Here is a 24,814-nt window from a genome sequence, read left to right as displayed (position 1 = left end):
GATTGGAATCATACCGCGGCAGGGCGGGCGGGGGTAGCCTGCGGGCCGGCAATCCCGCCGTCCGCTGCCCGTGCCCGTCCCCATGACCGTCGAGCATCTCAGCCTCGTCTTCCTGCTGCTCCAGCAGATGTGCGTGTATCTGGTCATCGCCTACATGCTGAGCCGGACGCCGCTGTTCCTGCCGGTGATGCACCTCACCGTGCGCTGGCCGCACAAGCTGGCCTGCTACGTCATCTTCTCCATGTTCTGCGTCATGGGAACCTATTTCGGGTTGCAGATCGACGATTCCATCGCCAACACCCGCGCCATCGGGGCCGTGCTGAGTGGCATCCTGGGCGGGCCGTCGGTGGGGCTGGCGGTCGGCTTCACCGGCGGTCTGCACCGCTATTCGCTGGGCGGCATGTCGGCGGTGGCCTGCGCCATCTCCACGGTGACGGAGGGGCTGATCGGTGGGCTGGTGCACCGCCACTTCGTCAACCAGGGCCGCATCGAGCCGCTGTTCGACCCGCTGCGCGTCGGCGCGGTCACCCTCGTGGCGGAAATCGCCCAGATGCTGATCATCCTGCTGGTGGCCAAGCCCTTCCCGGCGGCGGTCCATCTGGTCGAGGTGGTGGCTCTGCCGATGATCGTCGCCAACACGCTGGGGGCGGGGCTGTTCATGCGCATCCTGATGGACCGCCGCGCCCTGATCGACAAGCAGTCGAGCGCCTTCTCCGCCAAGGCGCTGAAGATCGCCGCGCGGGCCGACGGCGTGCTGCGCCAGGGCTTCAACGAAGAGAACAGCATGCGGGTCGCCCGCATCATCTACGAGGAGACGGGCGTCGGCGCGGTCGCCATCACCGACCGCGAGAAGCTGCTGGCCTTCATCGGCGTCGGCGACGACCACCATCTGCCGGGCACGCCGATCACCTCGCCCCAGACCTACCAGGCGATCGCCAACAACCAGGTGCTCTACGCCGACGGCAATCTGGTGTCCTACAAATGCTCAATCCACCCGAACTGCCGGCTGGGCGCCTCGCTGGTGATCCCGCTGGTCGGCGAGGACGATCGGGTGATCGGCACCGTGAAGCTGTACGAGCCGAAGACCAAGCTGTTCTCCACGATCAACCGCACGCTGGGGGAGGGCATCGCCCGGCTGTTGTCCAGCCAGATCCTCGCCGGGCGCTACGAACAGCAGAAGGCGCTGCTCGCCCAGTCGGAGATCAAGCTGCTGCACGCCCAGGTCAACCCGCATTTCCTGTTCAACGCGCTGAACACCATCTCCGCGGTCATCCGCAACGACCCGGAACGGGCGCGCCAGCTCGTGCAGAGCCTGTCGGTCTTCTTCCGCAAGAACCTGAAGCGCCCCAGCCAGGAAGCCACGGTGGCCGACGAGGTGGAGCATGTCAGCGCCTATCTCCAGATCGAGCTGGCGCGCTTCACCGGGCGCCTGTCGGTTGAGATCGACGTGCCGGACGAGCTGCGCCACGCCCGGCTGCCGGCCTTCCTGCTCCAGCCGCTCGTGGAAAACGCCATCAAGCACGGCACCTCGCAGCTCCTCGGCCCCGGCCATGTCCGCATCGCGGCGCGGCGGGAGGGTGGCGACCTGCGGCTGTCGGTGGAGGACAACGCCGGCCTTTACGAGGAGAAGCCGGGCGGCGACGGGCTGGGCATGTCGATCGTGGACCGCCGCGTCCGCAACCGCTTCGGCAACGGCTACGGGGTGGACGTCGCCTGCGAGGCCGACGTCTTCACCCGCATCACCCTGCGCCTTCCCCTGGACATCCCTGCCGTCGCGGAGACCGCGCCATGATGACCGTCCTGATCGTGGACGACGAGCCGCTGGCCCGCGAGGAGCTGCGGCGCCTTCTTGAGGAGTTCCCCGACCTTCAGGTCGCCGGGGAATGCGCCAACGCCATCGAGGCCATCGGCGCCATCAACCGCCAACCGCCCGACGTGGTCTTCCTTGACATCCAGATGCCGCGCGTCAGCGGGCTGGAAATGCTGAGTATGCTCGACCCGGAGCGGATGCCCCGCATCGTCTTCCTGACCGCCCACGACGAATACGCCGTCCAGGCCTTCGAGGAGCACGCCTTCGACTATCTGCTGAAGCCGGCGGATCCGGCCCGGCTGGCCAAGACGCTGCAACGGCTGCGCCGCGAGCGGGCGCCGCAGGACCTCGCCGTGCTGAAGGACGCCGCCCCGCTGCGGCTGATCCCCTGCACCGGCCACAACCGCATCTCCCTGCTGAAGCTCGACGAGGTGGAATGCGTGGCCTCCAAGGCGAGCGGCGTCTTCGTCGTCGGCGCCGATGGGGAGGAGCGCTTCACCGAGCTGACCCTGCTGACCTTGCAGGAGCGCACGCCGCTGGTGCGCTGCCACCGGCAATATCTGGTCAACCCCGACCGGATCCGGGAAATCCGTCTGATCGACAACGGTCTGGCGGAAATCCAGACGCTCGGCGGCCAGAGCATTCCGGTCAGCCGCCGCTTCCTCGGCCCGCTGAAGGAACGGCTGGGCATCGGGTGAATGTCATGGCTAAACCCTCTCCCCTCTGGGGAGAGGGTTAGGGTGAGGGGGTTGCGCTTGTGCCGGACAAAGCGCCATGCGCAACCCCCTCACCGGCCCTGCGGGCCACCCTCTCCCCGGAGGGGAGAGGGCTTATAAAATCCCCCCACCGCTCACCCCCGCATTCCGACCGCTCGCCACGCCATGGCGCCGCTCCGGGGAGAGCACCACATTGAGGCTGAAACCCGGCCTACCGTGACCGCAGTTCCTTCCAAGGAGAGCTGTCATGGATCACGCCCTAACATTTGTGATCGCGACACTCTGCATCCTCGCCCTCTGCTACCGCTTCTACGGCGTGTTCTTTGTGCGCAAGGTGCTCCGTGCCGATGATTCCGAGGTGACGCCGTCCCACATCCTGGCCGACGGGCGAAACTATGTTCCCACCAAGAAGTGGGTGAACGCCGGCCAGCATTTCGCGGCGATCGCCGCTGCCGGCCCGCTGGTCGGCCCCGTGCTGGCCGCGCAGTTCGGCTATCTGCCGAGCTTCCTGTGGCTGCTGATCGGCTGCGTCATCGGCGGCGCGGTGCACGACACCGTCGTGCTGTTCGCCTCGATGAAGCACAAGGGCCAGTCCCTGTCGGAGGTCGCCAAGGCCGAACTCGGCCCGGTCGCCGGCTGGTGCACCGGTCTGGCGATGCTGTTCATCATCACCATCACCATGGCCGGCCTGTCGATGGTCGTCGTCCATGCGCTGGAACGCAACGCCTGGGGCGCCTTCGCGGTCTTCATGACGATCCCGATCGCCGTCGCGCTCGGCCTCTACGAGAAGATCACCGGCTCATCCAAGGGCGCCACCCAGGTCGGCATCGCCGCCATCGCCGCCTCCGTCTTCGCCGGCCCCTACATCCAGGGCACGGTGCTGGGAAGCTGGCTGACGCTGCACGCCGAGACGGTCGCGCTGATCCTGCCGATCTACGCCTTCTTCGCCACGGCGCTGCCGGTGTGGATGCTGCTGACCCCGCGCGGCTACCTGTCGAGCTTCATGAAGATCGGCGTGTTCGGCGCGCTCGTCGTCGGCGTCGTCTTCATCAACCCGGAAATCCGCTTCCCCGCGCTCACCGACTTCATCCATGGCGGCGGCCCGGTGCTGGCCGGCCCGGTGTGGCCGTTCATCTCGATCACCATCGCCTGCGGCGCCATTTCCGGCTTCCACGCCTTCATCGGCTCGGGCACCACGCCGAAGCTGATCGACAAATGGAGCGACATCCGCACCGTGGCCTTCGGCGGCATGCTGGCCGAATGCGTGGTCGGCGTCATGGCGCTGATCGCCGCCACCTCCCTGCACCCGGCCGACTATTTCGCCATCAACTCCTCGCCCGCCGCCTTCCAGGCCCTGAACATGCAGGTTGTCGATCTGCCGCGGCTCAGCCAGGAAATCGGCCTCGACCTCTACGGCCGCACCGGTGGTGCTGTGACCCTGGCCGTCGGCATGACGGAAATCTTCACCCGCATCCCGTGGTTCGGCACGCTGGCCTCCTACTTCTTCCAGTTCGTCGTGATGTTCGAAGCGGTCTTCATCCTGACCGCGGTGGACAGCGGCACCCGCGTGGCCCGCTACCTGATCCAGGACCTGGGCGGCGACCTCTATGCTCCGCTGAAGCGTCTCGACTGGGTGCCCGGTTCGATCGCCGCGAGTGTGCTGGCCTGCGTGGCCTGGGGCTACCTGCTGACGTCGGGCGACATCAACTCGGTGTGGGCGCTGTTCGGGGTGTCGAACCAGCTCATGGCCTCGGTCGGCCTGATCATCGGCGCCACGATCATCCTGCGCCTCGGCCAGAAACGGGTCTACATGCTGACCTGCCTCGTCCCGCTGGCCTACCTGTTCGTGACGGTGAACTACGCCGGCTACTGGATGATCACCAACGTCTATCTGAACCCGCTGGCCAAGGGCTACAACGTCTTCAACGCCGGCATCTCGATCATCATGCTGTCGCTGGGCTTCGTGATCCTGATCGCCGCTCTCAAGAAGTGGAAGGAACTCCTGCGCATCCGCAAGGACACCCTGCCTGAGACGCTGATCGCCACCCCGGCGGAATAGCCGGACACCGGGCAAGCCGCCCGGAGACGACCAAGCGCTCAACCAGAAGAGGTGTCGCTGCTCCCCCAGCGGTACCTCTTCTGCATTTCTGTGGAATGGCTGGGACGGCCCCGATTCCGCGAATTACAAGGGTTGATTCGCCATCCGGCGGGTGCCATCCAAGGGCCGGCGCCGTGGCCTCCGGGCTGCGGCGCTGGTTTATCGTTGGATGGAACGGGTGGTCGGACATATGCCGCAGGTTGCACGGTCGGTACTTTCGCTCCTGCTCGGGGTCGCTTTCCTGATGCTGGGCAACGGCGCGCTCAGCACGCTCATCGGCCTGCGGCTGGCCGGCACGGAGTCCGGTGCGGTCGCGGTGGGCCTGATCACCGCGGCCTTCTACAGCGGGCTGACCGGCGGCTCCCTGTTCGCCCACCGAGTCATCACGCGGGTCGGCCACATCCGCGCCTTTGCCGCCTTCGCCTCCGTCCTGTCGGCGGCGGCGCTGTCCCACGCCCTGTTCGACGCGGTGCCGCTGTGGACCGTGCTGCGGCTGGCCGAGGGCTTCTGCATGGCCGGCCTCTACATCTGCATCGAAAGCTGGCTGAACGGCACCGCCAACAACGAGACGCGTGGGCAGATCCTGTCGCTCTACATGGTCACGCTCTACGCCGCCTCGGCGGTGGGCCAGCAGCTGTTGCAGCTGGACGACGAGGCGGGCGTGCGCATCTTCATGCTGATCGCCATCCTGCTGACGCTCGCCCTGGTGCCGGTGGCGCTGACCCGGACCACGCCGCCGACCTTGCCGAATGTGGAATCCTACGGGCTGCGGCGGCTGTACGAGGCGTCGCCGCTGGGCGTCGTCGGCGTCTTCATCAGCGGGACGGTCACCGGCTCCATCTACGGCCTCGCCCCGGTGTTCGGCGCGGCCTCCGGCTTCGGAGTGTCGGGGACGGCGCTGTTCATGAGCACCCTGATCCTGGGCGGGGTGGCGCTGCAATGGCCCCTGGGGCGGCTGTCCGACCGTTTCGACCGGCGCGCCGTCATCATCGGCCTGTCGGCGGCGCTGGCGCTGGTCAGCGTCGGCATGATCCTGGCGGATGGCAGCGGGCGGCAGGAGACGCTGCTGCTGGTGGCGCCGTTCTTCGGTGGACTGGCCTTCACGCTCTACCCGGTCTGCGCCGCCCACACGAACGACCATGCCGGGCCGGACAACGTGGTGTCGGTCAGCGGTGGCCTGATCCTCGCCAACTCGGTGGGGGCGATCATCGGGCCGCCGCTGGCGTCCGCCGTCATGGGCTTTGCCGGGCCGGAGGCGCTGTTCGGCTTCATCGCGGCGGGGGCGGGCTCGGCGACGCTCTACGGCCTGTGGCGCACGCGCATGCGCCCGCCGCCGCCCGCCGAGGCGCAGGCCAGCTTCCGCCCGCTGCCCCAGACGACGCCGACCGTCACGCCGCTCGACCCCGTGGGGACGCCCCGGCCGGAGTTGGCGGCTGGGGATTGAGGCAGCCTTACTCCTCGACCTTCGCCGGTGCGGTGGGCTGCCAGGGGAAGGCGCCCATCGGACCCATGCCGACGCGGTCGCGCGGGATCGCGACATCGCTCTGCATGTAGAGCGCGATCAGCTCGGCCAGCGAGCGCAGCGAGTCCGCGTGGATGCGCTCGTAGCCGTGGGAGCTGTCGATGCCGAAGCAGACCAGCGCCGTGCGGATGTCGTTGCCGGCCTCGATGGCGGCGGCGCTGTCGCAGCGGTAATAGCGGAAGACGTCGCGCTGGTGCTCGATCTCGTGCTGTTGGCACAGCGACAGCAGCTTGTGCGTCAGGTGATAGTCGAAGGGGCCGGTGCTGTCGGCCATGGCGACGGTCACGCCGAACTCGCGGCTGTTCTGGCCCATGGCGGTGGTGCCGTTGTCGATGGTGACCATCTCCGCCACATCCTTGTGCAACACCGACGAGGCGCCGGAGCCAACCTCCTCCGAGATGGTCAGCAGCAGGTGGCAGTCCACCGGCAACGGCAGCTTGGCGTCCAGCACCGCCTTGGCGGCGGCGAAGATCACCGCCACCCCCGCCTTGTCGTCGAGATGGCGGGAGTTGATGAAGCCGCTGGCGTCGAATTCCGCCTGCGGGTCGATGGCCACGAAGTCGCCGACGTTGAAGCCGTGGACCTGCAGTTCCGCCAGAGTCTCGCAACGGGCATCCACCCGGATCTCCAGGTTGGTCCAGGCCACAGGCTGGGTGTCGATCTCCTCATTGAAGGTGTGGCCGGACGCCTTCAGCGGCAGAATGGTGCCGCGGTAGCTGCCCTTGTCGGTGTAGACGGTGCAGCGCGCTCCCTCGGCGAAGCGCGCCGACCAGGTGCCGATGGGCACGACCTCCAGCCGGCCGTTCGGCTTCAGCATCTTCACCTGAGCGCCCAGCGTGTCGAGATGGGCGACCACGGCGCGGTCGGGGCTGTACTGCCGCCCCGCCAGATCGGCGCGGATCGCCCCGCGCCGGGTCAGCTCGAAGGGGATGCCCAGACGGTGCAGTTCGTCGCCGCAGAAATGCACGATCTGGTCGGTGTATCCGGTCGGGCTCGGGATCTCCAGCAGGCGGCGGAGAAGGCCCGTCAGATAGTCCATGTCGATGACCGGCCGGACGATTCCGGCCCGCGTCAAGGCTGCCTGCTCCATACCACCTCCTGAACGTCACGCCCGCGGATCGACCGCGGAGTAAGGGAAGAGAAGATCAAGGAAGCGTTCGGCGGTCGGCTGCGGTTCGTGGTTGGCAAGGCCGGGCCGCTCGTTCGCCTCGATGATCGCGTAATCGGACCCCATCAGGTCGGGGATCAGCAGATCCAGGCCGACCACCGGAATGTCGAGCGCGCGCGCCGCTTCCACCGCCGCTTCCACCACGCGGTGATGCAGGCGGTCGGTGATGTCGTGCAGCGTGCCGCCCGTGTGCAGGTTGGCCGTCTTGCGAACCGCCAGCGTCTGCCCTTCCGGAAGGACCGAGTCCATGGTGAAACCGGCGTCACGCACGCAACGTTCCGTTTCCTCGTCCATCGGGATGCGGCTTTCCCCGCCGGTGGCGGCGGCGCGGCGGCGACTCTGCGCCTCGATCAGCTGTGAAATCGTCCGCTCGCCGGTGCCGACGATCTCCGCCGGGCGGCGCACCGCGGCGGCGACGACACGGTAGTCGATGACCAGGATGCGCACGTCCTGGCCCTGCACGAACTGCTCCAGCAGGACGGTGTCGCAGATCTTCTTGGCCTTGCCGACGGCCCAGGCCAGAGTCTCCGCGTCGCGCACATCCACGGTGATGCCCTGGCCCTGCTCGCCGCGGGCGGGCTTCACCACGACGCTGCCGTGGCGCTCCAGGAAGGCGGCGTTGTCGTCCATGCCGTCCGCGGTCATCTGGTCCGGCACGGACAGACCGGCCCGCAGCAGCGTGCGACGGGTCACCGCCTTGTCGTCGCAACGGAACAGAGCCACCGCCGAGGTCAGCTCGCTGAGGCTCTCGCGGCACAGGATGCTGCGCCCGCCGAAGCTGAGGCGGAACAGGTTGGACTCCGCGTCCACCACCTCCACCCCGATGCCGCGGCGCCGGGCCTCGTTGATGATGATCATGGCGTAGGGGTTGAGGCTGGCCTCCACCGCCGGGCCGGCGAACAGCTTCTCGTTGATCGGGTTCTTGGTTTTCAGCGCGAAGACCGGCACACGCCGGAAGCCCAGCTTCTCATAGAGCGCGATGGCGTTGGCGTTGTCGTGCAGGACCGACAGGTCCATGAAGCTGCGCCCGCGCTCCTTGAAATGCTCGGCCAGCGCGCGGACCAGCGCCTCGCCGATGCCGGGGTAGGCCGCCTGCGGATCGACCGCCAGACACCACAGGGAGGAGCCGTTCTGCGGGTCCTTGAAGGCGCGGGCATGGTCCACCCCGGTGACCGAGCCGATGACCGCGCCGCTGACCGGATCGGTGGCGATCAGGTGGGTCAGCACGCGGCTGTCACGCTCCGACCAGCAGAATTCCGGGTCCATGGTGACCATGCCGCGGGCGCCATAGATGCGGTTCACGGCATCCACGTCCTGGCGGCCGCGCAGCCTTTCGATGGAAAAGCCGCGCGTCTCGCCACCGGGCCGGAAGCCGGCCAGCCGCAGGCGGTAGGTGTGGGAGGGGTCGAGGAACAGCTCGGTTGGCGCCTGGGCCAACGCCACGTGGGGGTCCTCCAGATACAGCGCGATGTCGCGCCGCCCCGGCCCCTCCTGGCGCATCGCCGCGATCAGCTCGCCGACATCGGGAAAGGTGTTGGCGAAGAGCAGGCGGCCCCAGCCGCAATTCACCACCGCGCGCGGCGTCGGCCCCTTTTCCGCTCCGGGATGCCCCGCCCCCGTCCGGCGGTTCGGGCGCGGCGAGTCCTCGTCCATCAGGGCGGAGACCAGGGCGCGTTCGATCCGGAAAGGCGTCTGGGTGCGATTCTGCATCGTCATCATGCGGTGTTCAGATCCCGTGGGTTTGCAGCCAGAACTCCAGCAGGGCGGCCTGCCAGAGCTTCGAACCGCGAAGCGGCGTGATGTGGGTTTCCGGATCGCTGAACAGCCGGTCGAGATAGGCCGGCTGGAACAACGCGCGCTCCCGCGCGGCGGGCTGGTTCAGCACGTCGCGCACCAGCTCCAGGTAGGGACCGCGCAGGTACTTCAGCGCCGGAACGGGGAAATAGCCCTTGGGCCGGTCGATGACCTCGGAGGGGACGACCTTGCGCGCCGCCTCCTTCAGCACGTATTTGCCGCCGTCGCGCACCTTCAGCTCCGGCGGGACGCGGGCGGCCAGTTCGACCAGATCGTGGTCGAGGAAGGGGACGCGCCCCTCCAGCCCCCAGGCCATGGTCATGTTGTCGACCCGTTTCACCGGGTCGTCGACCAGCATGACCGTGGTGTCGAGGCGCAGCGCCTTGTCCACCGGACGGTTGGCGCCGGGCCGGGCGAAATGGGCGGCGACGAAGGCGCTCGCCGCGTCCTCGTCGGCCAGATATTGCGGGTTCAGCGCCTCGGCCATCTCCGCGCGGTTGCGGTCGAAGAACACCTTGGCATAGGTGGACAGCGGGTCCGCCGCGTCCATCATCGGCGGGTACCAGTGGTAGCCCGCGAAGATCTCGTCGGCGCCCTGGCCGCTCTGCACCACCTTCACATGCTTGGCGACCTCCTGCGACAGCAGGAAGAAACCGATGGCGTCGTGGCTGACCATCGGCTCCGACATCGCCCGCACGCAGTCCTGGAGGGCGGGCAGGGCGCGGTTGCTGTCGATGAACAGTTTGTGGTGGTCGGTCTGGAAGCGCTGGGCGATCAGGTCGGAATACTGGAACTCGTCGCCCTTCTCCTGGCCCACCGTCTCGAAGCCGATGGAGAAGGTCTGCAGGCCGGTCTGGCCGGCCTCCGCCAGCAGGGCGACGATGACCGAGCTGTCCAGCCCGCCCGACAGCAGCACGCCGACCGGCACGTCGGCGACCAGACGCCGCTCCACCGCCTTGCGCAGCGTGGACAGCACGGCGTCCTGCCAGTCGCCCTCCGACATCCGTTCGTCGCCGGGCTGCGGGCCGAAGACCGGCTCCCAATAGGTTTCCTCGATGCGGCGCCCGTCCGGCTCCAGCGTCAGCAGGGTGGCTGGCGGCAGCTTGCGCACGCCCTTCAGGATGGTCCCCGGCGCCGGCACGACGGCGTGGAAGCTCATATACTGGTAGAGCCCCACCGGGTCGATCGCGGTGTCGATGTCGCCGCCGGCCAGCAGGGCGGGCAGGGTGGAGGCGAAGCGCAGCCGCCCCGCCGTTTCGGACAGGTAGAGCGGCTTGATGCCCAGCCGGTCGCGACCCAGCGTGACGCGTCCGCTGTCGCGCTCCCAGATGGCGAAGGCGAACATGCCGTAGAGCCGCTCGACGAAGCGGCGGCCCCAGGCGTGATAGGCTTTCAGCAGGACTTCGGTGTCGCCGTGCGAGAAGAAGCGGTAGCCCTTGGCCTCCAGCTCCGCCCGCAGTTCCGGGTAATTGTAGATGCAGCCGTTGAAGACGATGCCAAGGCCCAGCTCGGGGTCGGTCATCGGCTGCTGCGCCGCTTCGGACAGGTCGATGATGCTCAGCCGCCGGTGGCCGAAGGCCATCCGGCCATGGGCGAAGACGCCTTGCCCGTCGGGGCCGCGCAACGCCAGGGCTTCGGTCATCGAGCCGACCGCGGACGCGGAGGCCGGGCGAGAATCGAAGCGGATTTCCCCGCTGATGCCGCACATTGTAAGAAATATCTCCGTATTCGAATGGACTGGACGCCGGCAAAAGACGCCGCGAAACGGCGAAGGACCGGCGCCACCCCTCAACAGGCATGCAGCTTGATCGTCGCAAGGTTGGGGCCTGCCTTGCACAGGGTATCGGGGGTAGGGCGCGCCGAACGACCGGAGGGGAGCGGTCCGAAAAGGGAGTATCGGGGCTACCCCATGGGGCCAGGATCGCCGCGCAGCCGGAGAAAGCCAAGGGGCGCGGCGCCTCAAGGCGCATTGGTGGGAACAGGCTTTTTCAGATTAACTCTTTTGCGCCCAACAATGAGGATTAGACGTCTAATCGCGCAGCCGTCAACGCTGCGCCGAGTTCCCGGGCGGCGTGGCGAAGGGCGCCCGGCCCGTGGCCGGTGAAGCCCAGCATCAACGCCTGCAGGGGCGGGGCGGCGATGTGCATCGGGCTGACCGGGCGGACGGCGATGCCACACCGGTCAGCCACCGCCTCCACGGCGCGGTCCGACAGGCCAGGGCGCAGCCGGGCGATCAGCTTCATGCCCTGCTCCGGCACCTCCGCCTCCATCCAGGGGGAGAGGTGCGCGCCGATGGCCTCGGCCAATGCGTCGCGCGCCGCCATGTAGCGCTGGCGCATGCGGCGCAGATGCGGGCCGAAATGCCCCTCTTCCAGGAAGTCGGTCACCACGCCGGTGTAAAGCGTCGCCGGGTGCCAGTCGGTCAGGCGGCGCATGGCGAGCACGGGGTCGAGCAGTTCGGGCGGCAGCACGGCGTAGCCGAGCCGCAGGCCGGGGAAGAGGACCTTGCTGAAGGTGCCGACATAGATGACCCGTCCGCCGCCGTCGATCCCCTGGAGCGAGGCGAGCGGACGGCCCGCGTAGCGGAACTCGCTGTCGTAATCGTCCTCCAGCACCCAGGCGCCGGCCGTGCGCGCCCAGGCCAGAAGCTCCATCCGCCGCGCCATCGACAGCACCATGCCCAGAGGATAATGGGAGGAGGGGGTGACATAGGCCAGCCGGGCATCCGGGGCCACGGCGACGCCCGCCGCCACCGTCATGCCCTGCCCATCGACGGGCACCGGCACGACGCGCGCCCCTGCCGCCTCCAGCGCGGCGCGCACCGCGGGATAGCAGGGGTCCTCCAGCCACACCGGGTCGCCGGGGCGCAGCAGCACCCGCAGCACAAGATCGATGGCCTGCTGGGCGCCGGCGGTGATCACCACCTGTTCGGGCTCACAGCGCACCGCCCGCGCGCTCTGAAGATAGCGGGCAATGGCCTCCCGCAGCGCCGGCGGTCCACCAGGCTCGCCGTAGCCGAGCATCTCCGGGTCGGGACGCTGCAAATGCCGCAGGGTCAGGCTGCGCCAGATCCGCAGGCTGCGCTCGTCGAGCGCGCACCGTCCTGTGCTGAAGGGAAGGGTGCCGAAGGGGGTGGGCGATTGCGGCGGCGAGGGCGTGCGGCGGGGTGGTTCCGGCGGCGGGAGGTCCAGCCCGTCCGGCAGGTCGCCGGACACGAAGCTGCCCGCTCCGACGCGCCCCTCGATGAAGCCTTCGGCCAGCAACTGCTCATAGGCGGCGACCACCGTGTTGCGGGCGACGCCGACCCGTTCGGCGAGCGCGCGGGTCGGTGGCAGCTTCCCGCCGGGCGGCAGGGCACCGGACAGGATGGCCCGGCGCAGCGCGCCGTAGACCTGCCGCAGCAGCGGCTCCCCGCCCGTCCGGTCGATGGGGAGAAGCATCAGGTCGGACAGATCGGCGGGCATCAGATTGGTCCAGTCGACAAGGTCGGAATTGGCTCTCACGCCGGACCAATGGCTAGGCTCTAATGGTGCCGTTGTCCACCGCCGCGAAGCGAGTTCCGCGATGTCCGAGACCATTCCGTCCGACAGCTATCCCGTCACCGACCGCAACCGGGTCAAGCGCCTGCACGAGCGGGGGCGCTACGACCGGGAGTCGGTCCACGCCATCCTCGATGGTGCGATGATCGCGCACATCGCCTACGTGATCGATGGGCAGCCCTACTGCACGCCCACGGCCTTCTGGAGGGAGGGCGAGCATCTCTATTGGCACGGTTCCGCGGCCAGCCGGATGCTGCGGGCGCAACGCGACGGCCTGCCGGTCTGCCTGACCGTGACGCATCTCGACAGCCTCGTGCTGGCGCGCAGCGGATTCAACCATTCGGCCGATTACCGGTCGGCCATGTGTTTCGGCACCGCGCGCATCGTCGAGGAGGCCGACGCCAAGGCCCGCGCGCTCGACGCCATGGTCGACCGCTTCTATCCGGGGCGGAGCGCCGAGCTGCGGGCCAGCACGGCGCAGGAGATCAAGGCGACCATGGTGGTCGGGATGGAAATCGAGGAGGCGAGCGCCAAGGTCCGGGGCAAGGGCCTGTCCGACGAGGGTGAGGACATGGACCTGCCCATCTACACCGCCCGCTACCCGGTGGTTCAGGTGATTGGCGCCGCCGAGCCTTGCCCGCGGCTGCCCGCCGGCACACCGGTCCCGCCGGGGCAGGCGGGCTTCACCGCCGGCCGCCGGCTGGACGAGCTGATGCTGGAGAACCACCGCATCAGGTTCGGTGGGGAGTGACGCGTCCCGTTACCGTGTCCGGCGCCACTCGCCGTCGATGGTGTAGGGCGCCGAGCGGCGGCGACGGTGCGTCCGATCGCCGTGCGGTGGATGGCCGTCCAGATGCTCGGCCAGGATCGCCATGTTCTTGCGGTTGGCCTTCCAGAACACGTCGGCGATGTTGCCGGCGACCGGGACGGCGCTGATCAGGCTGTCCATCGCCACGTTGCCGACCATGCGCAGCAGCTTGCCGCGCGGCACGCCGAGCCGCCAGGCCTCGCGGATGAGATAGCCGGACACCGCGGTGGTGGCGAGGTTGCCGAAGCCGGGAACCAGACCCAGCACCGCGTCGGCGCCGAAGGTGATGTTGGTGCCCGGCACGCGGATGGCGCTGTCCATCATCCGCGCCAGCCATTCGAGACGCTGGCGCGCCGCAAAATGCGCCGTCTCGCCGTAGGCGGAACCGTACTGGAAAGAGGAGAAAGAAGTCGCGGTCATACGGACCCTCCAGAAGGGGGCGGCTGCGCCGTCCGCTCAAGTGAAGGGCTCCGACATCGCGGTCCGTACCATGTGGACCGCCAGAGGGGCCCGGAGCCAGTCCCGCACAGATGGCCCGGTGGTCCCGCCCACGCAAGACCCGCCCGTTGCATTTTCCTATGAGTACGGTGGATTCATCCCCGGTTTTTTCGGGGGTCCGTCACAGCAGCATCAGGAAGGCCGGCAGGCCGCCCAGGACCGCTCCCTGGGAGCCGCCCCACAGGACGTCGCCCTGCTCGACCGACCGGCGCAGCGCCGGGTTGGTGCCGCGCAGCTGGCAGAGGGCGAAGATGGCGGCGTTCAGCGGGCCGGCCAGGGCGAACCACAGGATCCAGGACGGCATGCCGCCAAGCCAGACAGCCGGGGCGAGCATCAGGGCGGTGCGCCCGGTCCAGGACAGGCCGCGGAACAGCAGCGCCTCCCACGACCAGGAGCCGGCTTGGCCGACCGGGCCGAAGGGCAGGAGATGCTGCCCGACGAGAGTCGCCCCGGCGGTGGCGACCCCGACCACCAGCGCCTGATTGGTCGGCATGGCCAGCGACCACAGGGCGGTGCTGAGCAGGGTCGCCGGGACGCTCCACATCAGCAGACGGGACAGGGCGCCCGTCTGGCGGCTGAGCGCGCTGAGAAAGAAACTGCCGAGCAGGGAGCAGGTGACGGTGAGCAGGACAGCGGCGAACAGCAGATAGTCGATGACGAACTGTTCGGTCAGCATCACCATGGCCGTCCTCCCCCATCCGTTCTTTGTTCGTATTCCCCTCAATTACGGTGGGGCGCGACCGGGCCGGCGTCAATGGAAATCACCCTGATTTTTGCCGGGCCGGCCTCCCCTCACTCCGTGCGCCGCAGCAGGTCGAAGAAGCGTTCCAGCACGAGGTTGGGCCGGGCGCCCTTCTTGGTGACCGCCTGGAACTCCTGGGCGTAGTGGAAGCGCTCCGGCAGCAGGGCGCGCATCGCCCCGCGCTCGACCCATTGCCGCGCGTAATGGGTGGGCAGGAATCCGACGTAGCAGCCGGTCAGGATGAGGAATGCCACGCCTTCGCGGTCCGTCGCGGTGGCGGTGGTTGTCAGCGCCCGCTGCACCCCCGCCGCCTCCGGCACCTGCTGCGCCTCGGTCGGGGCCACCGCGTCGGCGGCCTCCACCGCCGCGTCGGGCACCGTCTCCGCGTCGAACAGCGGGTGGCCGCGCCCGCAATAGAGGCGTGACTCCTCCTGGTAGAGGGGATAGCGGTCCAGGCCGGGCAAGGCGCGCCGCGCCGGCACCACGCCGACGTGCAGGCGTCCGTCCAGCACGCCGCGCTCGATCTCGTTGGGCGGGATCATGCGGATGTTGACCCGCACCTCCGGCCCCTGCTGCTTCAGGCCGCGCAGGGCGTCGGTCACCCGCATCTTCGGCATCGTCACGAGGTTGTCGGTGATGCCGATGTTCAATTCCCCGCGCAGCCGCCCGTGCGCAGCATTGATCTCGCTGCGGAAGCTCTCCAGCCCGGCGAACAGGCGCAGCGCCGCCTCGTAGGCCATCCGCCCCTCATCGGTCAGCAGGAAGCCCGCCCGCCCGCGCCGGCACAGGCGCAGCCCCAGCCGCCGCTCCAGATCGGCCATGTGCAGGCTGATGGCGGCGCGGCTGATGTTCAAATCCACCTCCGCCGCGGAGAAACCGCCGCACTCCACCACCGTCGTGAAGACGCGCAGCAGGCGCAGGTCGGCGTCGTTGAGGCCGCTCAAGGGACGGGCGGGCTTGGTCATGGATAGGTAAGCCAACGCTTGTGTAAGGTTTGAATGGTTTGGATTTAATCGCAACCAAGCCTTTGCGCACACTGTTTTCCGAGACGATCCCCGACGCCCACCCCAGCCAGCAGGAGTGCCGCCCGATGCCGCCGTTGGACGAGAGCCAGAAAGCCGGAACCGCCCCGACCGCCGGGCTGACGCGCGCGGAGCTGGACGCCCACTGGATGCCCTTCACGGCGAACCGCGAATTCAAGGCGAACCCGCGCCTGATCGCCCGCGCCGAGGGCGCCTGGTACTGGGACGCCGAGGGGCGGAAGATCTACGACAGCCTGTCCGGCCTGTGGTGCTGCGGCGCCGGTCACAGCCGCCGCGAAATCAGCGAGGCGGTGGCCCGCCAGATCGGGGAACTGGACTACAGCCCGGCCTTCCAGTTCGGCCACCCCGCCGCCTTCAAGCTGGCGCATAAGCTGGCCTCGATGACGCCGGCCGGGCTGGACCATGTGTTCTTCGTCAATTCCGGGTCGGAGGCCACCGACACGGCGCTGAAGATGGCGCGGGCCTATTGGCGGCTGAAGGGCCAGCCGGCCAAGACCAAGCTGATCGGTCGGTCCAAGGGCTATCACGGCGTCAATTTCGGCGGCATCAGCCTGGGCGGCATCGGTGGAAACCGCAAGCTGTTCGGCTCGGGCGTCGAGGCCGACCATCTGCCGCACACGCTGCTGCCGCAAAACGCCTTCACCAAGGGCCTGCCGGAGCAGGGCGCCGAACTGGCCGACGCGCTGGAGGAACTGGTCGCCCTGCACGACGCCTCCAACATCGCCGCGGTGATCGTCGAGCCGCTGGCCGGATCGGCGGGCGTGCTGCCGCCGCCCAAGGGCTACCTGCAGCGGCTGCGCGCGCTGTGCGACAAGCACAACATCCTGCTGATCTTCGACGAGGTCATCACCGGCTTCGGCCGCATGGGCGCGGCCTTCGGCGCCGACGCCTTCGGCGTGGTCCCCGACATCATGAACGTCGCCAAAGGCCTGACCAACGGCGCGGTGCCGATGGGCGCGGTGGTCGCCAACCGTGAGATCTACCGGACCTTCATGGACAACGGCGGCGCCGACTACATGGTCGAGTTCCCGCACGGCTACACCTACTCCGCCCACCCCGTCGCCTGCGCCGCCGGCCTCGCCGCGCTGGAGCTGTTCGAGCGGGACAAGCTGGCCGAAAAGGCGGCGGCGCTCGCCCCGCATTTCGAGACGGTGCTGCACGGGCTGAAGGGGCTTCGCCACGTCACCGACATCCGCAACTACGGGCTTGCCGGCGCGGTGCAGATCGCGGCCCTGCCGGGCGAGCCGGCCCGCCGGCCCTACGAGATCGCCATGCACTGCTGGAAGGCGGGCTTCTACGTCCGCTTCGGCGGCGACACGCTGCAGTTCGGCCCGCATTTCATCAGCGAGCGCGAGGATCTCGACCGGCTGATGAACGCCGTTGCCGACGCCATCCAGGCGACCGCTTGAGGAGGATGAGAACGCCATGACCCTCGTTCCGCACCTCATCGGCGGCACGGCCGACGCCCCCGCCGACACCCGCAGCGCCGACATCGTGAACCCGGCCACCGGCGAGACCGTGGGCCGCGTTCCGCTCGCCGGCCGCGCCACCGTGGAATTGGCCATCGCCGCGGCCGAGGCCGCCTTTCCGGCGTGGCGGGCGACGCCGCCGGGCAAGCGGGCGCGGGTGATGTTCCGCTTCCGCCAACTGCTGGAGGACAACGCCGACCGCATCTGCGCCGTGATCACGCGGGAGCACGGCAAGACGCTGGAGGACGCCCGCGGCGAGCTGGGCCGCGGCATCGAGAACGTCGAATACGCCTGCGGCATCGCCGATCTGCTGAAGGGCGAGCATTCCAAGAATGTCGGGCCGGGCATCGACAGCTGGTCGGAGTTCCAGCCGCTGGGCGTCGTGGCGGGCATCACGCCCTTCAACTTCCCGGCCATGGTGCCGCTCTGGATGTTTCCGGTCGCCGTGGCCTGCGGCAACGCCTTCATCCTGAAGCCGTCGGAGCGCGACCCCAGCGCCTCCCTGCTCGTCGCCCAGCTGGCGCAGGGGGCGGGGCTGCCGCCGGGCGTGCTCAACGTCGTCCACGGCGACAAGGAGGCGGTGGACACGCTGCTGACCGACCCGCGCGTCCAGGCGATCAGCTTCGTCGGCTCCACCCCGGTCGCCGAATACGTCTACGCCACCGGCACCGCCCACGGGAAACGGGTGCAGGCGCTGGGTGGGGCCAAGAACCACGCCATCGTCATGCCCGACGCCGACCTCGACAACGCGGTCAGCGCGATCATGGGGGCGGCCTACGGCTCCTGCGGGGAGCGCTGCATGGCGATCTCCGTGGTCGTCGCGGTGGGCGACGCGACCGCCGACCGCGTGGTGGCGATGCTGGCGGAGCAGGTGCGTGGCCTGAAGGTCGGGGCGGGGACCGGCACCGGTTGCGACATGGGGCCGCTGGTCACCCGCGCCCATTTCGAGAAGGTGAAGGGCTTTGTCGACCAAGGCGTCGCCGAAGGGGCGGAACTGGTGGTCGACGGCCGCGGGCTGGTGGTGCCTGGGAACGAGGGCGGCTTCTTCCTCGGCGGCTGCCTGTTCGATCGGGTGACGCCGGACATGAGCGTCTACCGGGAAGAGATCTTCGGTCCGGTCCTCTGCGTCGTGCGCGTGAACACGATGCAGGAGGGCATGGACCTGATCGACGCCCACGAGTACGGCAACGGCACCTGCCTGTTCACCCGCGACGGCGAGGCCGCGCGCTACTTCACCGACGCGATCAAGGTCGGCATGGTCGGCGTCAACGTGCCGCTGCCGGTGCCGGTGTCCTACCACAGCTTCGGCGGCTGGAAGCGGTCGCTGTTCGGCGATCTGGCGGCCTACGGGCCGGACGGCGTGCGCTTCTACACCCGGCGCAAGACGATCACCCAGCGCTGGCCGGCGGGCGGCGTGCGCGAAGGCGCGCAGTTCTCCTTCCCGTCGATGAAGTGAGGGACAGGTAAATCCCCTCTCCCCTCCGGGGAGAGGGTTAGGGTGAGGGGGTTGCGCAGGCGGCGCGTCCGGCACAAGCGCAACCCCCTCACCGGCCCTCCGGGCCACCCTCTCCCCGGAGGGGAGAGGGCTAAGCGGCTACATCAGCGGCAGGCCGTCCTTGAAGGCGGCTTTCATGTCGGGTCCCCGCACCTCGGCCAGCCGCAGCCAGTCGAGGAAGTCGCCGTGCCGCTCGACATGGGCGGCCAGACCGAGCGTGTGTTCGCGCGCCAGCCGCTCGGCCAGTTCGCCGTCGCGCCGCTCCAGCGCCCGGATGATGTCGCGGTGCTCGTGCATCGACTGTTCGGCCCGGTTGTCCTGCCGGATCGACAGCTTGCGGATGGCCCGCATGTGGATGAACAGGTTGTCGGTCAGCGTTTCCAGGATGCGCGCCCGGCTGAGGCGGATGATCGCCTTGTGGAACTCGATGTTGGCGTCGGAATATTCCTGGATGTTGTCGGAGGGTGCCTGCTCCTCGAAGCTGCGGAAGATGTCCCACAGCGTGCCGATGTCCTCCTCGGTGGCGCGCTCGGCGGCGAGGCGGGTCGCCATGCTCTCCAGCGCCGCCCAGGCGATGATCATCTCGATGATCTCGGTCTTGGTCTTGCGAACGATGTAGATTCCCCGCCGCGGCTCCAGCCGCACCAGACCTTCCTGCTCCAGCAGGGTCAGGGCTTCGCGGATCGGGGTTCGGCTGACGCCCAGCAGACCGCTGAGCTGGCGTTCGTCCAACCGGACGTCGCCGGGGTGGTCGTAGATGTCCATCTGGATGATGGCCTGCTTCAGCCGTCGGTAAACCTGGTTGCGGAAAGTGGCTCCGGAATCCAGCGGCTGCACGGACAGTTCGGGTGGCGGCATCGGGCTGCTCCTTCGATGGGGCGGATGGCCGGGGGATCACCCGACGAAGCGGTTCCGGTTCAGATGCTCCTCCACGCGCTTCACGCCGCTCACGCCGCTCGCCGCGGTGTGGAGGGCGCGGCGCTGCTCCTCGCTGTCGACCATGCCCCAGAGCTGCACGACCCCGTCGTTGACGACGATGTTGATCCGATCGAGGTCCACCCAGGACTGTCCCTCCAACGCCTCCAGCAGGGCGGCGCGGATCGCCTCGTCGCCGGACGCGCCGAAGCCGGTCCCGCCGCGTCGGTTGCGGAGAAGCCCGTGCAGCAGGTTGGCCCGGCTGATGATGCCGACCGGGCGGCCGTCGACCAGGACGGGGGCGCGTTTGATCCGCTTGCTCTCCATCAGGTCGGCGATCTCGGCGATCTCCGTATCCGGCGAGACGGCCTGGACCGGGCGCGACATGACGTCGCGTGCGCAGCGCCCATGGGTCTTCAGGAAGTCGGCGGCCTGCACGTTGCGGCCCACCAGCATCTCCAACCAGCGGGCGCGCGGGCGGTCGGTCCCCGTCTCCACCCGGCGCAAGAGGTCCCCCTCGCTGATGATGCCGACCGCGCGGCCGTCCTGGTCCACCACCGGCAAGCCGCTGATCCGATGGGTCAAAAGCAGTTCGGCGATGTCCGGCACGGGGGTGTCCAGCGCCACCGTGATGACCGGCGATGTCATGACGTCCTTCGCTTGCATCTCGACGTTCCTCCCTGAACTGGCGGTGCGGAGCCTGTGTCCGGCTCCTGCTGCGTATCTGGCATACGAAATGCTATGTTTCTTATCCCTTGCTCTCCAACGGACTTTGCGCCATCTCTGCTGCAACGCAGCATAAGTGTGGCCAAAGCCCGGAGTTCCCGATGTTGGAGAGTCTCTGCCGTCGTGTTCGCCCTGGCCGGGTTGGCCGCCGTGGTGACGGAGATTGTGCGGAACGATCCGGGCCTCATCTCCGAGATCACCAGCGACGTGCGCGCCATGGCCTTGCCGAGCCGCTTCCGGGCGGTGCGGGGTGGTCGCTGCCGCGAGCCCCGTCGCCCCTCATCCTGCTGACGGCTCCTCAGGCGGGATCGGTTTCCACCACGGCGCGGCGGCGGTTGATGCTGCGGGCCATCAGATAACCGGCGGTCATCACCCCCAGCGCCGCGACGAAGGGCGCCGTCCCGGTCAGCACCGGCAGGCTTTCCGTCACGTGGGAATGGATGCTCGGGTCGGTGAGGATGACCTCCGCCGCGATGTAGCCGAGCAGTCCGGCGCCGGCATAGACCAGGGCCGGCAGCCGTTCGATCGCCTTCAGGATCAGCGTGCTGCCGAAGACGATCAGCGGGATGCTGATGGCGAGCCCGAGGATCAGCAGGACCGTGTTGCCGTGCGAGGCGGCGGCGATGGCGATGACGTTGTCCAGGCTCATCACCGCGTCGGCGATCACGATGGTGCGGACCACCCCCCACAGCCCGGCGGAGGTGCCGGAATGCGCCGCCTGATCCTCCTCCTCGGTGGGCAGCATCAGCTTGATGGCGATCCAGAACAGCAGCGCCCCGCCGATGATCTTCAGGTACGGGATGGCCAGCAGATAGGCGATGATGACGGCGAACAGCACGCGCAGCACGATGGCCGCCCCGGTGCCGAGGAAGACGCCGATTTTCTGTTGTTTCGGCGGCAGCGAGCGGCAGGCCAGCGCGATGACGAGCGCGTTGTCGCCGCTCAGCAGGATGTCGATCCAGATGATCTGGAGCAGAGCGATCATGAAATCGGACGTGTCCATCGTCCCGAACCCCCCGATGTGAGAAGAAATCCCCCCGCCGGTCGTCCCGTCCCGGACGCCGGCGGGGGAGTGGGTGGAGCTATTTCACCGGGATGACCTATTTCACAGGGATCACCTGGGTCCCACCGTCCTGCCGGGACTGGCGCTTGCGCAGCAGGGCGGAGATCACCGGCCAGAACAGCATGACCAGCGCCAGCGTGACGATGCTGCCGACCAGCGGGTTGGACCAGAAGATCGCCAGATCGCCCTGCGACACCAGCATGGCCTGCCGGAAGGAGCTTTCCGCCATGTCGCCCAGCACCAGGGCCAGGACCAGCGGGGCCAGCGGGTAGGACAGCTTCTTGAAGACGTAGCCGACGACGCCGAACACCAGCATCATGACGATGTCGAGGAAGGCGTTGTGCACCGTGTAGGCGCCGACCGCGCAGATCACCACGATGACCGGTGCGATGATGCTGAAGGGGATGCGCAGGATCGAGGCGAAGACCGGCACCGTGGTCAGCACCACGATCAGGCCGGCGATGTTGCCCAGATACATGCTGGCGATCAGGCCCCAGACGAACTCCTTCTGCTCGATGAACAGCAGCGGGCCGGGCTGGAGACCCCAGATCAGCAGGCCGCCCAGCAGCACCGCCGCGGTGGGCGAGCCGGGGATGCCCAGCGTCAGCATGGGCAGCAGCGCGCTGGTGCCGGCGGCGTGGGCCGCGGTTTCCGGGGCGACCACGCCCTCCATCTCGCCGTTGCCGAAATTCTGGCGGTTCTTGGAGAAGCGCTTGGCGAGGCCGTAGCTCATGAAGGAGGCCGGGGTGGCGCCGCCCGGCGTGATGCCCATCCAGCAGCCGACGATGGAGCCGCGGATGGCGGTCACCCAGTAGCGGGGCAGGCTCTTCCAGGTCTCCCACACGACCTTGGCGTTGATCTTCGCGGCCTTGCCCTTGAAGGCCAGCCCCTCCTCCATGGTCAGGAGGATTTCGCCGATGCCGAACAGGCCGATGACCGCGATCAGGAAGTCGAAGCCGCGCAGCAGCTCCACCGAGCCGAAGGTCATGCGCAGTTCGCCGGTCACGCTGTCCAGCCCGACCGCGGCCAGCGCGAAGCCCAGCATCATGGCGCACAGCACCTTGAAGGGGGATTCGCTGCCCATGCCGACGAAACTGCAGAAGGTCAATAGCTGGACCGCGAAGAACTCCGCCGGGCCGAAGCGCAGGGCGAAGCCGGCGATCACCGGGGCCAGGAAGGTGATGAGCAGAACCGCCACGAACGCCCCGAAGAAGGACGAGGTGAAGGCCGCCGTAAGCGCCTCGCCCGCATGGCCCTTCTGCGCCATGGGGTGGCCGTCGAAGGTGGTCGCCACCGACCAGGGCTCGCCCGGTATGTTGAACAGGACCGAGGTGATGGCCCCGCCGAACAACGCCCCCCAATAGATGCAGGAGAGCATGATGATGGCGGAGGTCGGCGACATGCTGAAGGTCAGGGGCAGCAGGATCGCCACCCCGTTCGCCCCGCCCAGCCCCGGCAGCACGCCGATCAGGACGCCCAGCGTGATGCCGATGAACATGTAGGCGATGTTCATGGGGTCGGCGAGCACGCCGAACCCCTGTATGAGTGACCCGAGCGCTTCCAAGTTTCCCTCCCTTTCCGGCATCCGCGCCCGTTCCGTTTGGAAGCGTCGCGTCTTGAGCGCGCAGGGCGGGGTTCGTCCCCGCCGCATGGGCTGGTTCGTCGCGGATGCCTGCCGCTGCTTCGGTGTGCGCGGCCGTTCCCGCGGCCGCTCCGGCTTTTAAAAAACTGGACTGGTCAGTAGCCGAACATCGTCTCCACCGGTCCCTTGGGAAGCGGTACCAGGAACCAGATCTCGAACATCACGAAGAGGCCCGCGGGCACGAGGATTGAGACGGGCAGGATCGTCTTGAGCGGATACTTGCCCACCCAATGCATGAAGAAGGCGATGAACAGCACCGCCGACAGATAGATGCCCAGGAAGGCGGTCAGGACCACGAAGACCACGCTGGGAACCAGCACCTGGAGAACCAGGGCGAGCTGGTGTTTCTCGACGAAGGCGGTGCGCTCGCCGCTGTGGCGCCAGATGTTGACGGCCAGGGTGGCCAGACTGCTGACCAGCATGATGAGGCCGACATAGAAGGGGAAGTAGCCGGCTTTCGGTCCGTCGGACCCCCAGCCGTTGCCGACGCGGACGCTGTCGGCCATCACCACGACGGCGACGAGCGCGAACAGCCCGGCGACGACGATCTCCATGGTCCGGTTCGAGACGACCGGATCACTGTTCTGTGTTCCATGCTCCATGGCTCACTCCCACAAGAAACCCAAACGGTGGGGGAGGACGCCCGGGGCGCGATGCCCCGGGGGCCGCGCGTCGGACGAGGAGGGCTATTGCTTGGTGAAGCCCGCCTTGTCCATCAGGGTCTTGTGCTGGGTTTCCGCCGCGGTCAGCCAGGTCTTGAACTCGTCACCCGTCTTGAAGCTGACGTTGAAGGCCCCCTTGGCCATGAAGTCCTTCCACTCCTCCGTCTCGCGGACCTTCTTGAAGAGGTCCACATAATAGGCGACCTGGTCCGGCGTGACGCCCGGTCCCATGAAGATGCCGCGGAGCATGGTGTATTCCACGTCCAGCCCGGATTCCTTGCAGGTCGGGATGCTGTTCCACGACTTGTTGTCGACCACCGGTTCCTTCAGCGGGATGCGCTCCTTGTCGAAGACGCAGAGCGGACGCAGCGCGCCGGCCCGCCATTGCGACACCGCTTCGATCGGGTTGTTGACGCTGGCGTTGATGTGGTTGCCGACGAGCTGGGCCGCGACGTCGCCGCCGCCCTTGTAGGGGACGTAGGTGAAGGTGACGCCCGCCGACTGCTCGATGGCGGCGGTGATGATCTGGTCCTCCTGCTTGGATCCGGTGCCGCCCATCTTGAAGCGGTTGGCGCCGCCCTCCTTGGCGGCCTCGACGAACTCCTTGGGCGATTTCTGCGCGGCCTCGCTGTTCACCCACAGGACGAAGTTGTCCAGCGCCAGCATCGCCACCGGGGTCATGTCCTTCCAGGAGAAGGGAACGCCGGTCGCCAGGGGCGTGGTGAACAGGTTGGACAGGGTGATGATGATCTTGTGCGGGTTGCGGTTCGACGACTTGACGTCGAGGAAGCCTTCCGCACCGGCGCCGCCCGACTTGTTGATGACGACGATGGGCTGGCCCATCAGGTTGTTCTTCTGAATGATGCCCTGGATCATCCGCGCCATCTGGTCGGCGCCGCCACCGGTTCCCGCCGGGACGACGAATTCGACCGATTTGGTCGGCTCCCAGGCGGCCTGGGCCGCCGCCGGGACCAGCAGAAGCCCGAGCGCGCCGGCCAGGGCCGTTCCCCCGGCGAGCGTTCTTCTTGGCGTGTTTTTAAAAGCGAAGGAGTCAAAAGGGGTCTTCCGCGCGCAGCGCGGGCGCTGTACGTCCTTCATGCCTCA

General features: G+C 68.2%; 20 protein-coding genes. 7 read left to right on the top strand and 13 right to left on the bottom strand.

Features of this window, described 5'->3' with window-relative positions; all coding sequences use genetic code 11:
- Window positions 1-82: 82 nt before the first annotated feature.
- The 4 genes from ACWPN5_RS26190 to ACWPN5_RS26175 all read left to right on the top strand — a co-directional run bounded on the left by ACWPN5_RS26190 (window position 83) and on the right by ACWPN5_RS26175 (window position 6,068).
- Entirely contained in the window at window positions 83-1,792 is a 1,710-nt protein-coding gene (locus ACWPN5_RS26190) for a sensor histidine kinase (RefSeq protein WP_145681746.1), read from the top strand.
- The gene (btsR, locus tag ACWPN5_RS26185) at window positions 1,789-2,508 is read left to right on the top strand and encodes a two-component system response regulator BtsR (RefSeq protein WP_014241759.1); all 720 of its coding nucleotides are present in this window, start codon (window positions 1,789-1,791) and stop codon (window positions 2,506-2,508) included. Before ACWPN5_RS26190 ends, btsR begins: the two co-directional genes overlap by 4 nt.
- Before the next feature lie 265 nt (window positions 2,509-2,773).
- On the top strand, window positions 2,774-4,585 hold the full coding sequence (locus ACWPN5_RS26180; RefSeq protein WP_035679491.1) for a carbon starvation CstA family protein: 1,812 nt from the start codon (window positions 2,774-2,776) through the stop codon (window positions 4,583-4,585).
- Window positions 4,586-4,814: 229 nt separating this feature from the next.
- A complete protein-coding gene (locus tag ACWPN5_RS26175) occupies window positions 4,815-6,068 on the top strand; it encodes an MFS transporter (protein ID WP_145681744.1) in 1,254 nt (417 codons plus the stop codon).
- A gap of 7 nt (window positions 6,069-6,075) precedes the next feature.
- Here ACWPN5_RS26175 and ACWPN5_RS26170 read toward each other — a convergent pair whose 3' ends face one another.
- From ACWPN5_RS26170 to pdxR, 4 genes are all read right to left on the bottom strand, one after another.
- Window positions 6,076-7,236: an osmoprotectant NAGGN system M42 family peptidase gene (locus tag ACWPN5_RS26170; RefSeq protein WP_492298273.1), complete on the bottom strand. Its 1,161-nt coding sequence runs from the start codon at window positions 7,234-7,236 to the stop codon at window positions 6,076-6,078.
- A 15-nt stretch (window positions 7,237-7,251) separates the two neighbouring features.
- The gene (gene ngg / locus ACWPN5_RS26165; protein ID WP_492298272.1) at window positions 7,252-9,033 is read right to left on the bottom strand and encodes an N-acetylglutaminylglutamine synthetase; all 1,782 of its coding nucleotides are present in this window, start codon (window positions 9,031-9,033) and stop codon (window positions 7,252-7,254) included.
- A gap of 7 nt (window positions 9,034-9,040) precedes the next feature.
- Window positions 9,041-10,816, bottom strand: a complete 1,776-nt coding sequence (locus ACWPN5_RS26160; protein ID WP_492298271.1) for an N-acetylglutaminylglutamine amidotransferase — start codon at window positions 10,814-10,816, stop codon at window positions 9,041-9,043.
- Window positions 10,817-11,129: 313 nt separating this feature from the next.
- Window positions 11,130-12,572: a MocR-like pyridoxine biosynthesis transcription factor PdxR gene (gene pdxR / locus ACWPN5_RS26155; protein ID WP_492298269.1), complete on the bottom strand. Its 1,443-nt coding sequence runs from the start codon at window positions 12,570-12,572 to the stop codon at window positions 11,130-11,132.
- Between the two features lie 100 nt (window positions 12,573-12,672).
- Here pdxR and ACWPN5_RS26150 point away from each other — a divergent pair, with 100 nt between their 5' ends.
- Window positions 12,673-13,398, top strand: a complete 726-nt coding sequence (locus ACWPN5_RS26150; protein WP_492298267.1) for a pyridoxamine 5'-phosphate oxidase family protein — start codon at window positions 12,673-12,675, stop codon at window positions 13,396-13,398.
- A 9-nt stretch (window positions 13,399-13,407) separates the two neighbouring features.
- Here the strand turns inward: ACWPN5_RS26150 and ACWPN5_RS26145 are convergent, their stop codons facing one another.
- The 3 genes from ACWPN5_RS26145 to ACWPN5_RS26135 all read right to left on the bottom strand — a co-directional run bounded on the left by ACWPN5_RS26145 (window position 13,408) and on the right by ACWPN5_RS26135 (window position 15,660).
- Complete coding sequence (locus ACWPN5_RS26145) at window positions 13,408-13,875, bottom strand: DUF4112 domain-containing protein (protein WP_145681736.1); 468 nt, start codon at window positions 13,873-13,875, stop codon at window positions 13,408-13,410.
- Window positions 13,876-14,074: 199 nt separating this feature from the next.
- Window positions 14,075-14,635 carry a hypothetical protein gene (locus ACWPN5_RS26140; RefSeq protein ID WP_145681734.1) on the bottom strand — a complete coding sequence of 187 codons (561 nt, stop codon included), beginning with the start codon at window positions 14,633-14,635 and terminating at the stop codon, window positions 14,075-14,077.
- Window positions 14,636-14,745: 110 nt separating this feature from the next.
- Window positions 14,746-15,660: a LysR family transcriptional regulator gene (locus tag ACWPN5_RS26135; RefSeq protein ID WP_492298265.1), complete on the bottom strand. Its 915-nt coding sequence runs from the start codon at window positions 15,658-15,660 to the stop codon at window positions 14,746-14,748.
- Window positions 15,661-15,785: 125 nt separating this feature from the next.
- On the opposite strand from ACWPN5_RS26135, the gene aptA reads away from it, so the two are divergent.
- A complete protein-coding gene (aptA, locus tag ACWPN5_RS26130; protein ID WP_492298718.1) occupies window positions 15,786-17,147 on the top strand; it encodes an omega-aminotransferase AptA in 1,362 nt (453 codons plus the stop codon).
- A 16-nt stretch (window positions 17,148-17,163) separates the two neighbouring features.
- Complete coding sequence (locus ACWPN5_RS26125; RefSeq protein ID WP_492298263.1) at window positions 17,164-18,663, top strand: CoA-acylating methylmalonate-semialdehyde dehydrogenase; 1,500 nt, start codon at window positions 17,164-17,166, stop codon at window positions 18,661-18,663.
- A 138-nt stretch (window positions 18,664-18,801) separates the two neighbouring features.
- Here the strand turns inward: ACWPN5_RS26125 and ACWPN5_RS26120 are convergent, their stop codons facing one another.
- The 6 genes from ACWPN5_RS26120 to ACWPN5_RS26095 all read right to left on the bottom strand — a co-directional run bounded on the left by ACWPN5_RS26120 (window position 18,802) and on the right by ACWPN5_RS26095 (window position 24,808).
- Complete coding sequence (locus ACWPN5_RS26120; RefSeq protein ID WP_145681726.1) at window positions 18,802-19,560, bottom strand: GntR family transcriptional regulator; 759 nt, start codon at window positions 19,558-19,560, stop codon at window positions 18,802-18,804.
- Between the two features lie 36 nt (window positions 19,561-19,596).
- Window positions 19,597-20,283, bottom strand: coding sequence for a CBS domain-containing protein (locus tag ACWPN5_RS26115; RefSeq protein ID WP_492298262.1), 687 nt, complete (start codon window positions 20,281-20,283; stop codon window positions 19,597-19,599).
- A gap of 358 nt (window positions 20,284-20,641) precedes the next feature.
- On the bottom strand, window positions 20,642-21,346 hold the full coding sequence (locus ACWPN5_RS26110) for a TerC family protein (RefSeq protein ID WP_492298260.1): 705 nt from the start codon (window positions 21,344-21,346) through the stop codon (window positions 20,642-20,644).
- A 97-nt stretch (window positions 21,347-21,443) separates the two neighbouring features.
- The gene (locus ACWPN5_RS26105) at window positions 21,444-22,934 is read right to left on the bottom strand and encodes a tripartite tricarboxylate transporter permease (protein WP_247888183.1); all 1,491 of its coding nucleotides are present in this window, start codon (window positions 22,932-22,934) and stop codon (window positions 21,444-21,446) included.
- Between the two features lie 209 nt (window positions 22,935-23,143).
- On the bottom strand, window positions 23,144-23,650 hold the full coding sequence (locus ACWPN5_RS26100; protein WP_145681714.1) for a tripartite tricarboxylate transporter TctB family protein: 507 nt from the start codon (window positions 23,648-23,650) through the stop codon (window positions 23,144-23,146).
- An 84-nt stretch (window positions 23,651-23,734) separates the two neighbouring features.
- Window positions 23,735-24,808, bottom strand: a complete 1,074-nt coding sequence (locus tag ACWPN5_RS26095; RefSeq protein ID WP_200477323.1) for a Bug family tripartite tricarboxylate transporter substrate binding protein — start codon at window positions 24,806-24,808, stop codon at window positions 23,735-23,737.
- Window positions 24,809-24,814: the final 6 nt, after the last annotated feature.

Source organism: Azospirillum sp. UENF 211521 (genome assembly GCF_058780535.1).
The sequence above is the reverse complement of the archived record's forward strand: the minus strand, read 5'-3'. Positions and strand labels throughout refer to the sequence as shown.

Excerpts from the sequence above, each read along its gene's own strand:
- ACWPN5_RS26190 (WP_145681746.1), top strand. The coding sequence starts at position 83 with ATGACCGTCGAGCATCTCAGCCTCGTCTTCCTGCTGCTCCAGCAGATG.
- btsR (WP_014241759.1), top strand. The coding sequence starts at position 1,789 with ATGATGACCGTCCTGATCGTGGACGACGAGCCGCTGGCCCGCGAGGAG.
- ACWPN5_RS26180 (WP_035679491.1), top strand. The coding sequence starts at position 2,774 with ATGGATCACGCCCTAACATTTGTGATCGCGACACTCTGCATCCTCGCC.
- ACWPN5_RS26175 (WP_145681744.1), top strand. The coding sequence starts at position 4,815 with ATGCCGCAGGTTGCACGGTCGGTACTTTCGCTCCTGCTCGGGGTCGCT.
- ACWPN5_RS26170 (WP_492298273.1), bottom strand. The coding sequence starts at position 7,236 with ATGGAGCAGGCAGCCTTGACGCGGGCCGGAATCGTCCGGCCGGTCATC.
- ngg (WP_492298272.1), bottom strand. The coding sequence starts at position 9,033 with ATGATGACGATGCAGAATCGCACCCAGACGCCTTTCCGGATCGAACGC.
- ACWPN5_RS26160 (WP_492298271.1), bottom strand. The coding sequence starts at position 10,816 with ATGTGCGGCATCAGCGGGGAAATCCGCTTCGATTCTCGCCCGGCCTCC.
- pdxR (WP_492298269.1), bottom strand. The coding sequence starts at position 12,572 with ATGCCCGCCGATCTGTCCGACCTGATGCTTCTCCCCATCGACCGGACG.
- ACWPN5_RS26150 (WP_492298267.1), top strand. The coding sequence starts at position 12,673 with ATGTCCGAGACCATTCCGTCCGACAGCTATCCCGTCACCGACCGCAAC.
- ACWPN5_RS26145 (WP_145681736.1), bottom strand. The coding sequence starts at position 13,875 with ATGACCGCGACTTCTTTCTCCTCTTTCCAGTACGGTTCCGCCTACGGC.
- ACWPN5_RS26140 (WP_145681734.1), bottom strand. The coding sequence starts at position 14,635 with ATGGTGATGCTGACCGAACAGTTCGTCATCGACTATCTGCTGTTCGCC.
- ACWPN5_RS26135 (WP_492298265.1), bottom strand. The coding sequence starts at position 15,660 with ATGACCAAGCCCGCCCGTCCCTTGAGCGGCCTCAACGACGCCGACCTG.
- aptA (WP_492298718.1), top strand. The coding sequence starts at position 15,786 with ATGCCGCCGTTGGACGAGAGCCAGAAAGCCGGAACCGCCCCGACCGCC.
- ACWPN5_RS26125 (WP_492298263.1), top strand. The coding sequence starts at position 17,164 with ATGACCCTCGTTCCGCACCTCATCGGCGGCACGGCCGACGCCCCCGCC.
- ACWPN5_RS26120 (WP_145681726.1), bottom strand. The coding sequence starts at position 19,560 with ATGCCGCCACCCGAACTGTCCGTGCAGCCGCTGGATTCCGGAGCCACT.
- ACWPN5_RS26115 (WP_492298262.1), bottom strand. The coding sequence starts at position 20,283 with ATGCAAGCGAAGGACGTCATGACATCGCCGGTCATCACGGTGGCGCTG.
- ACWPN5_RS26110 (WP_492298260.1), bottom strand. The coding sequence starts at position 21,346 with ATGGACACGTCCGATTTCATGATCGCTCTGCTCCAGATCATCTGGATC.
- ACWPN5_RS26100 (WP_145681714.1), bottom strand. The coding sequence starts at position 23,650 with ATGGAGCATGGAACACAGAACAGTGATCCGGTCGTCTCGAACCGGACC.
- ACWPN5_RS26095 (WP_200477323.1), bottom strand. The coding sequence starts at position 24,808 with ATGAAGGACGTACAGCGCCCGCGCTGCGCGCGGAAGACCCCTTTTGAC.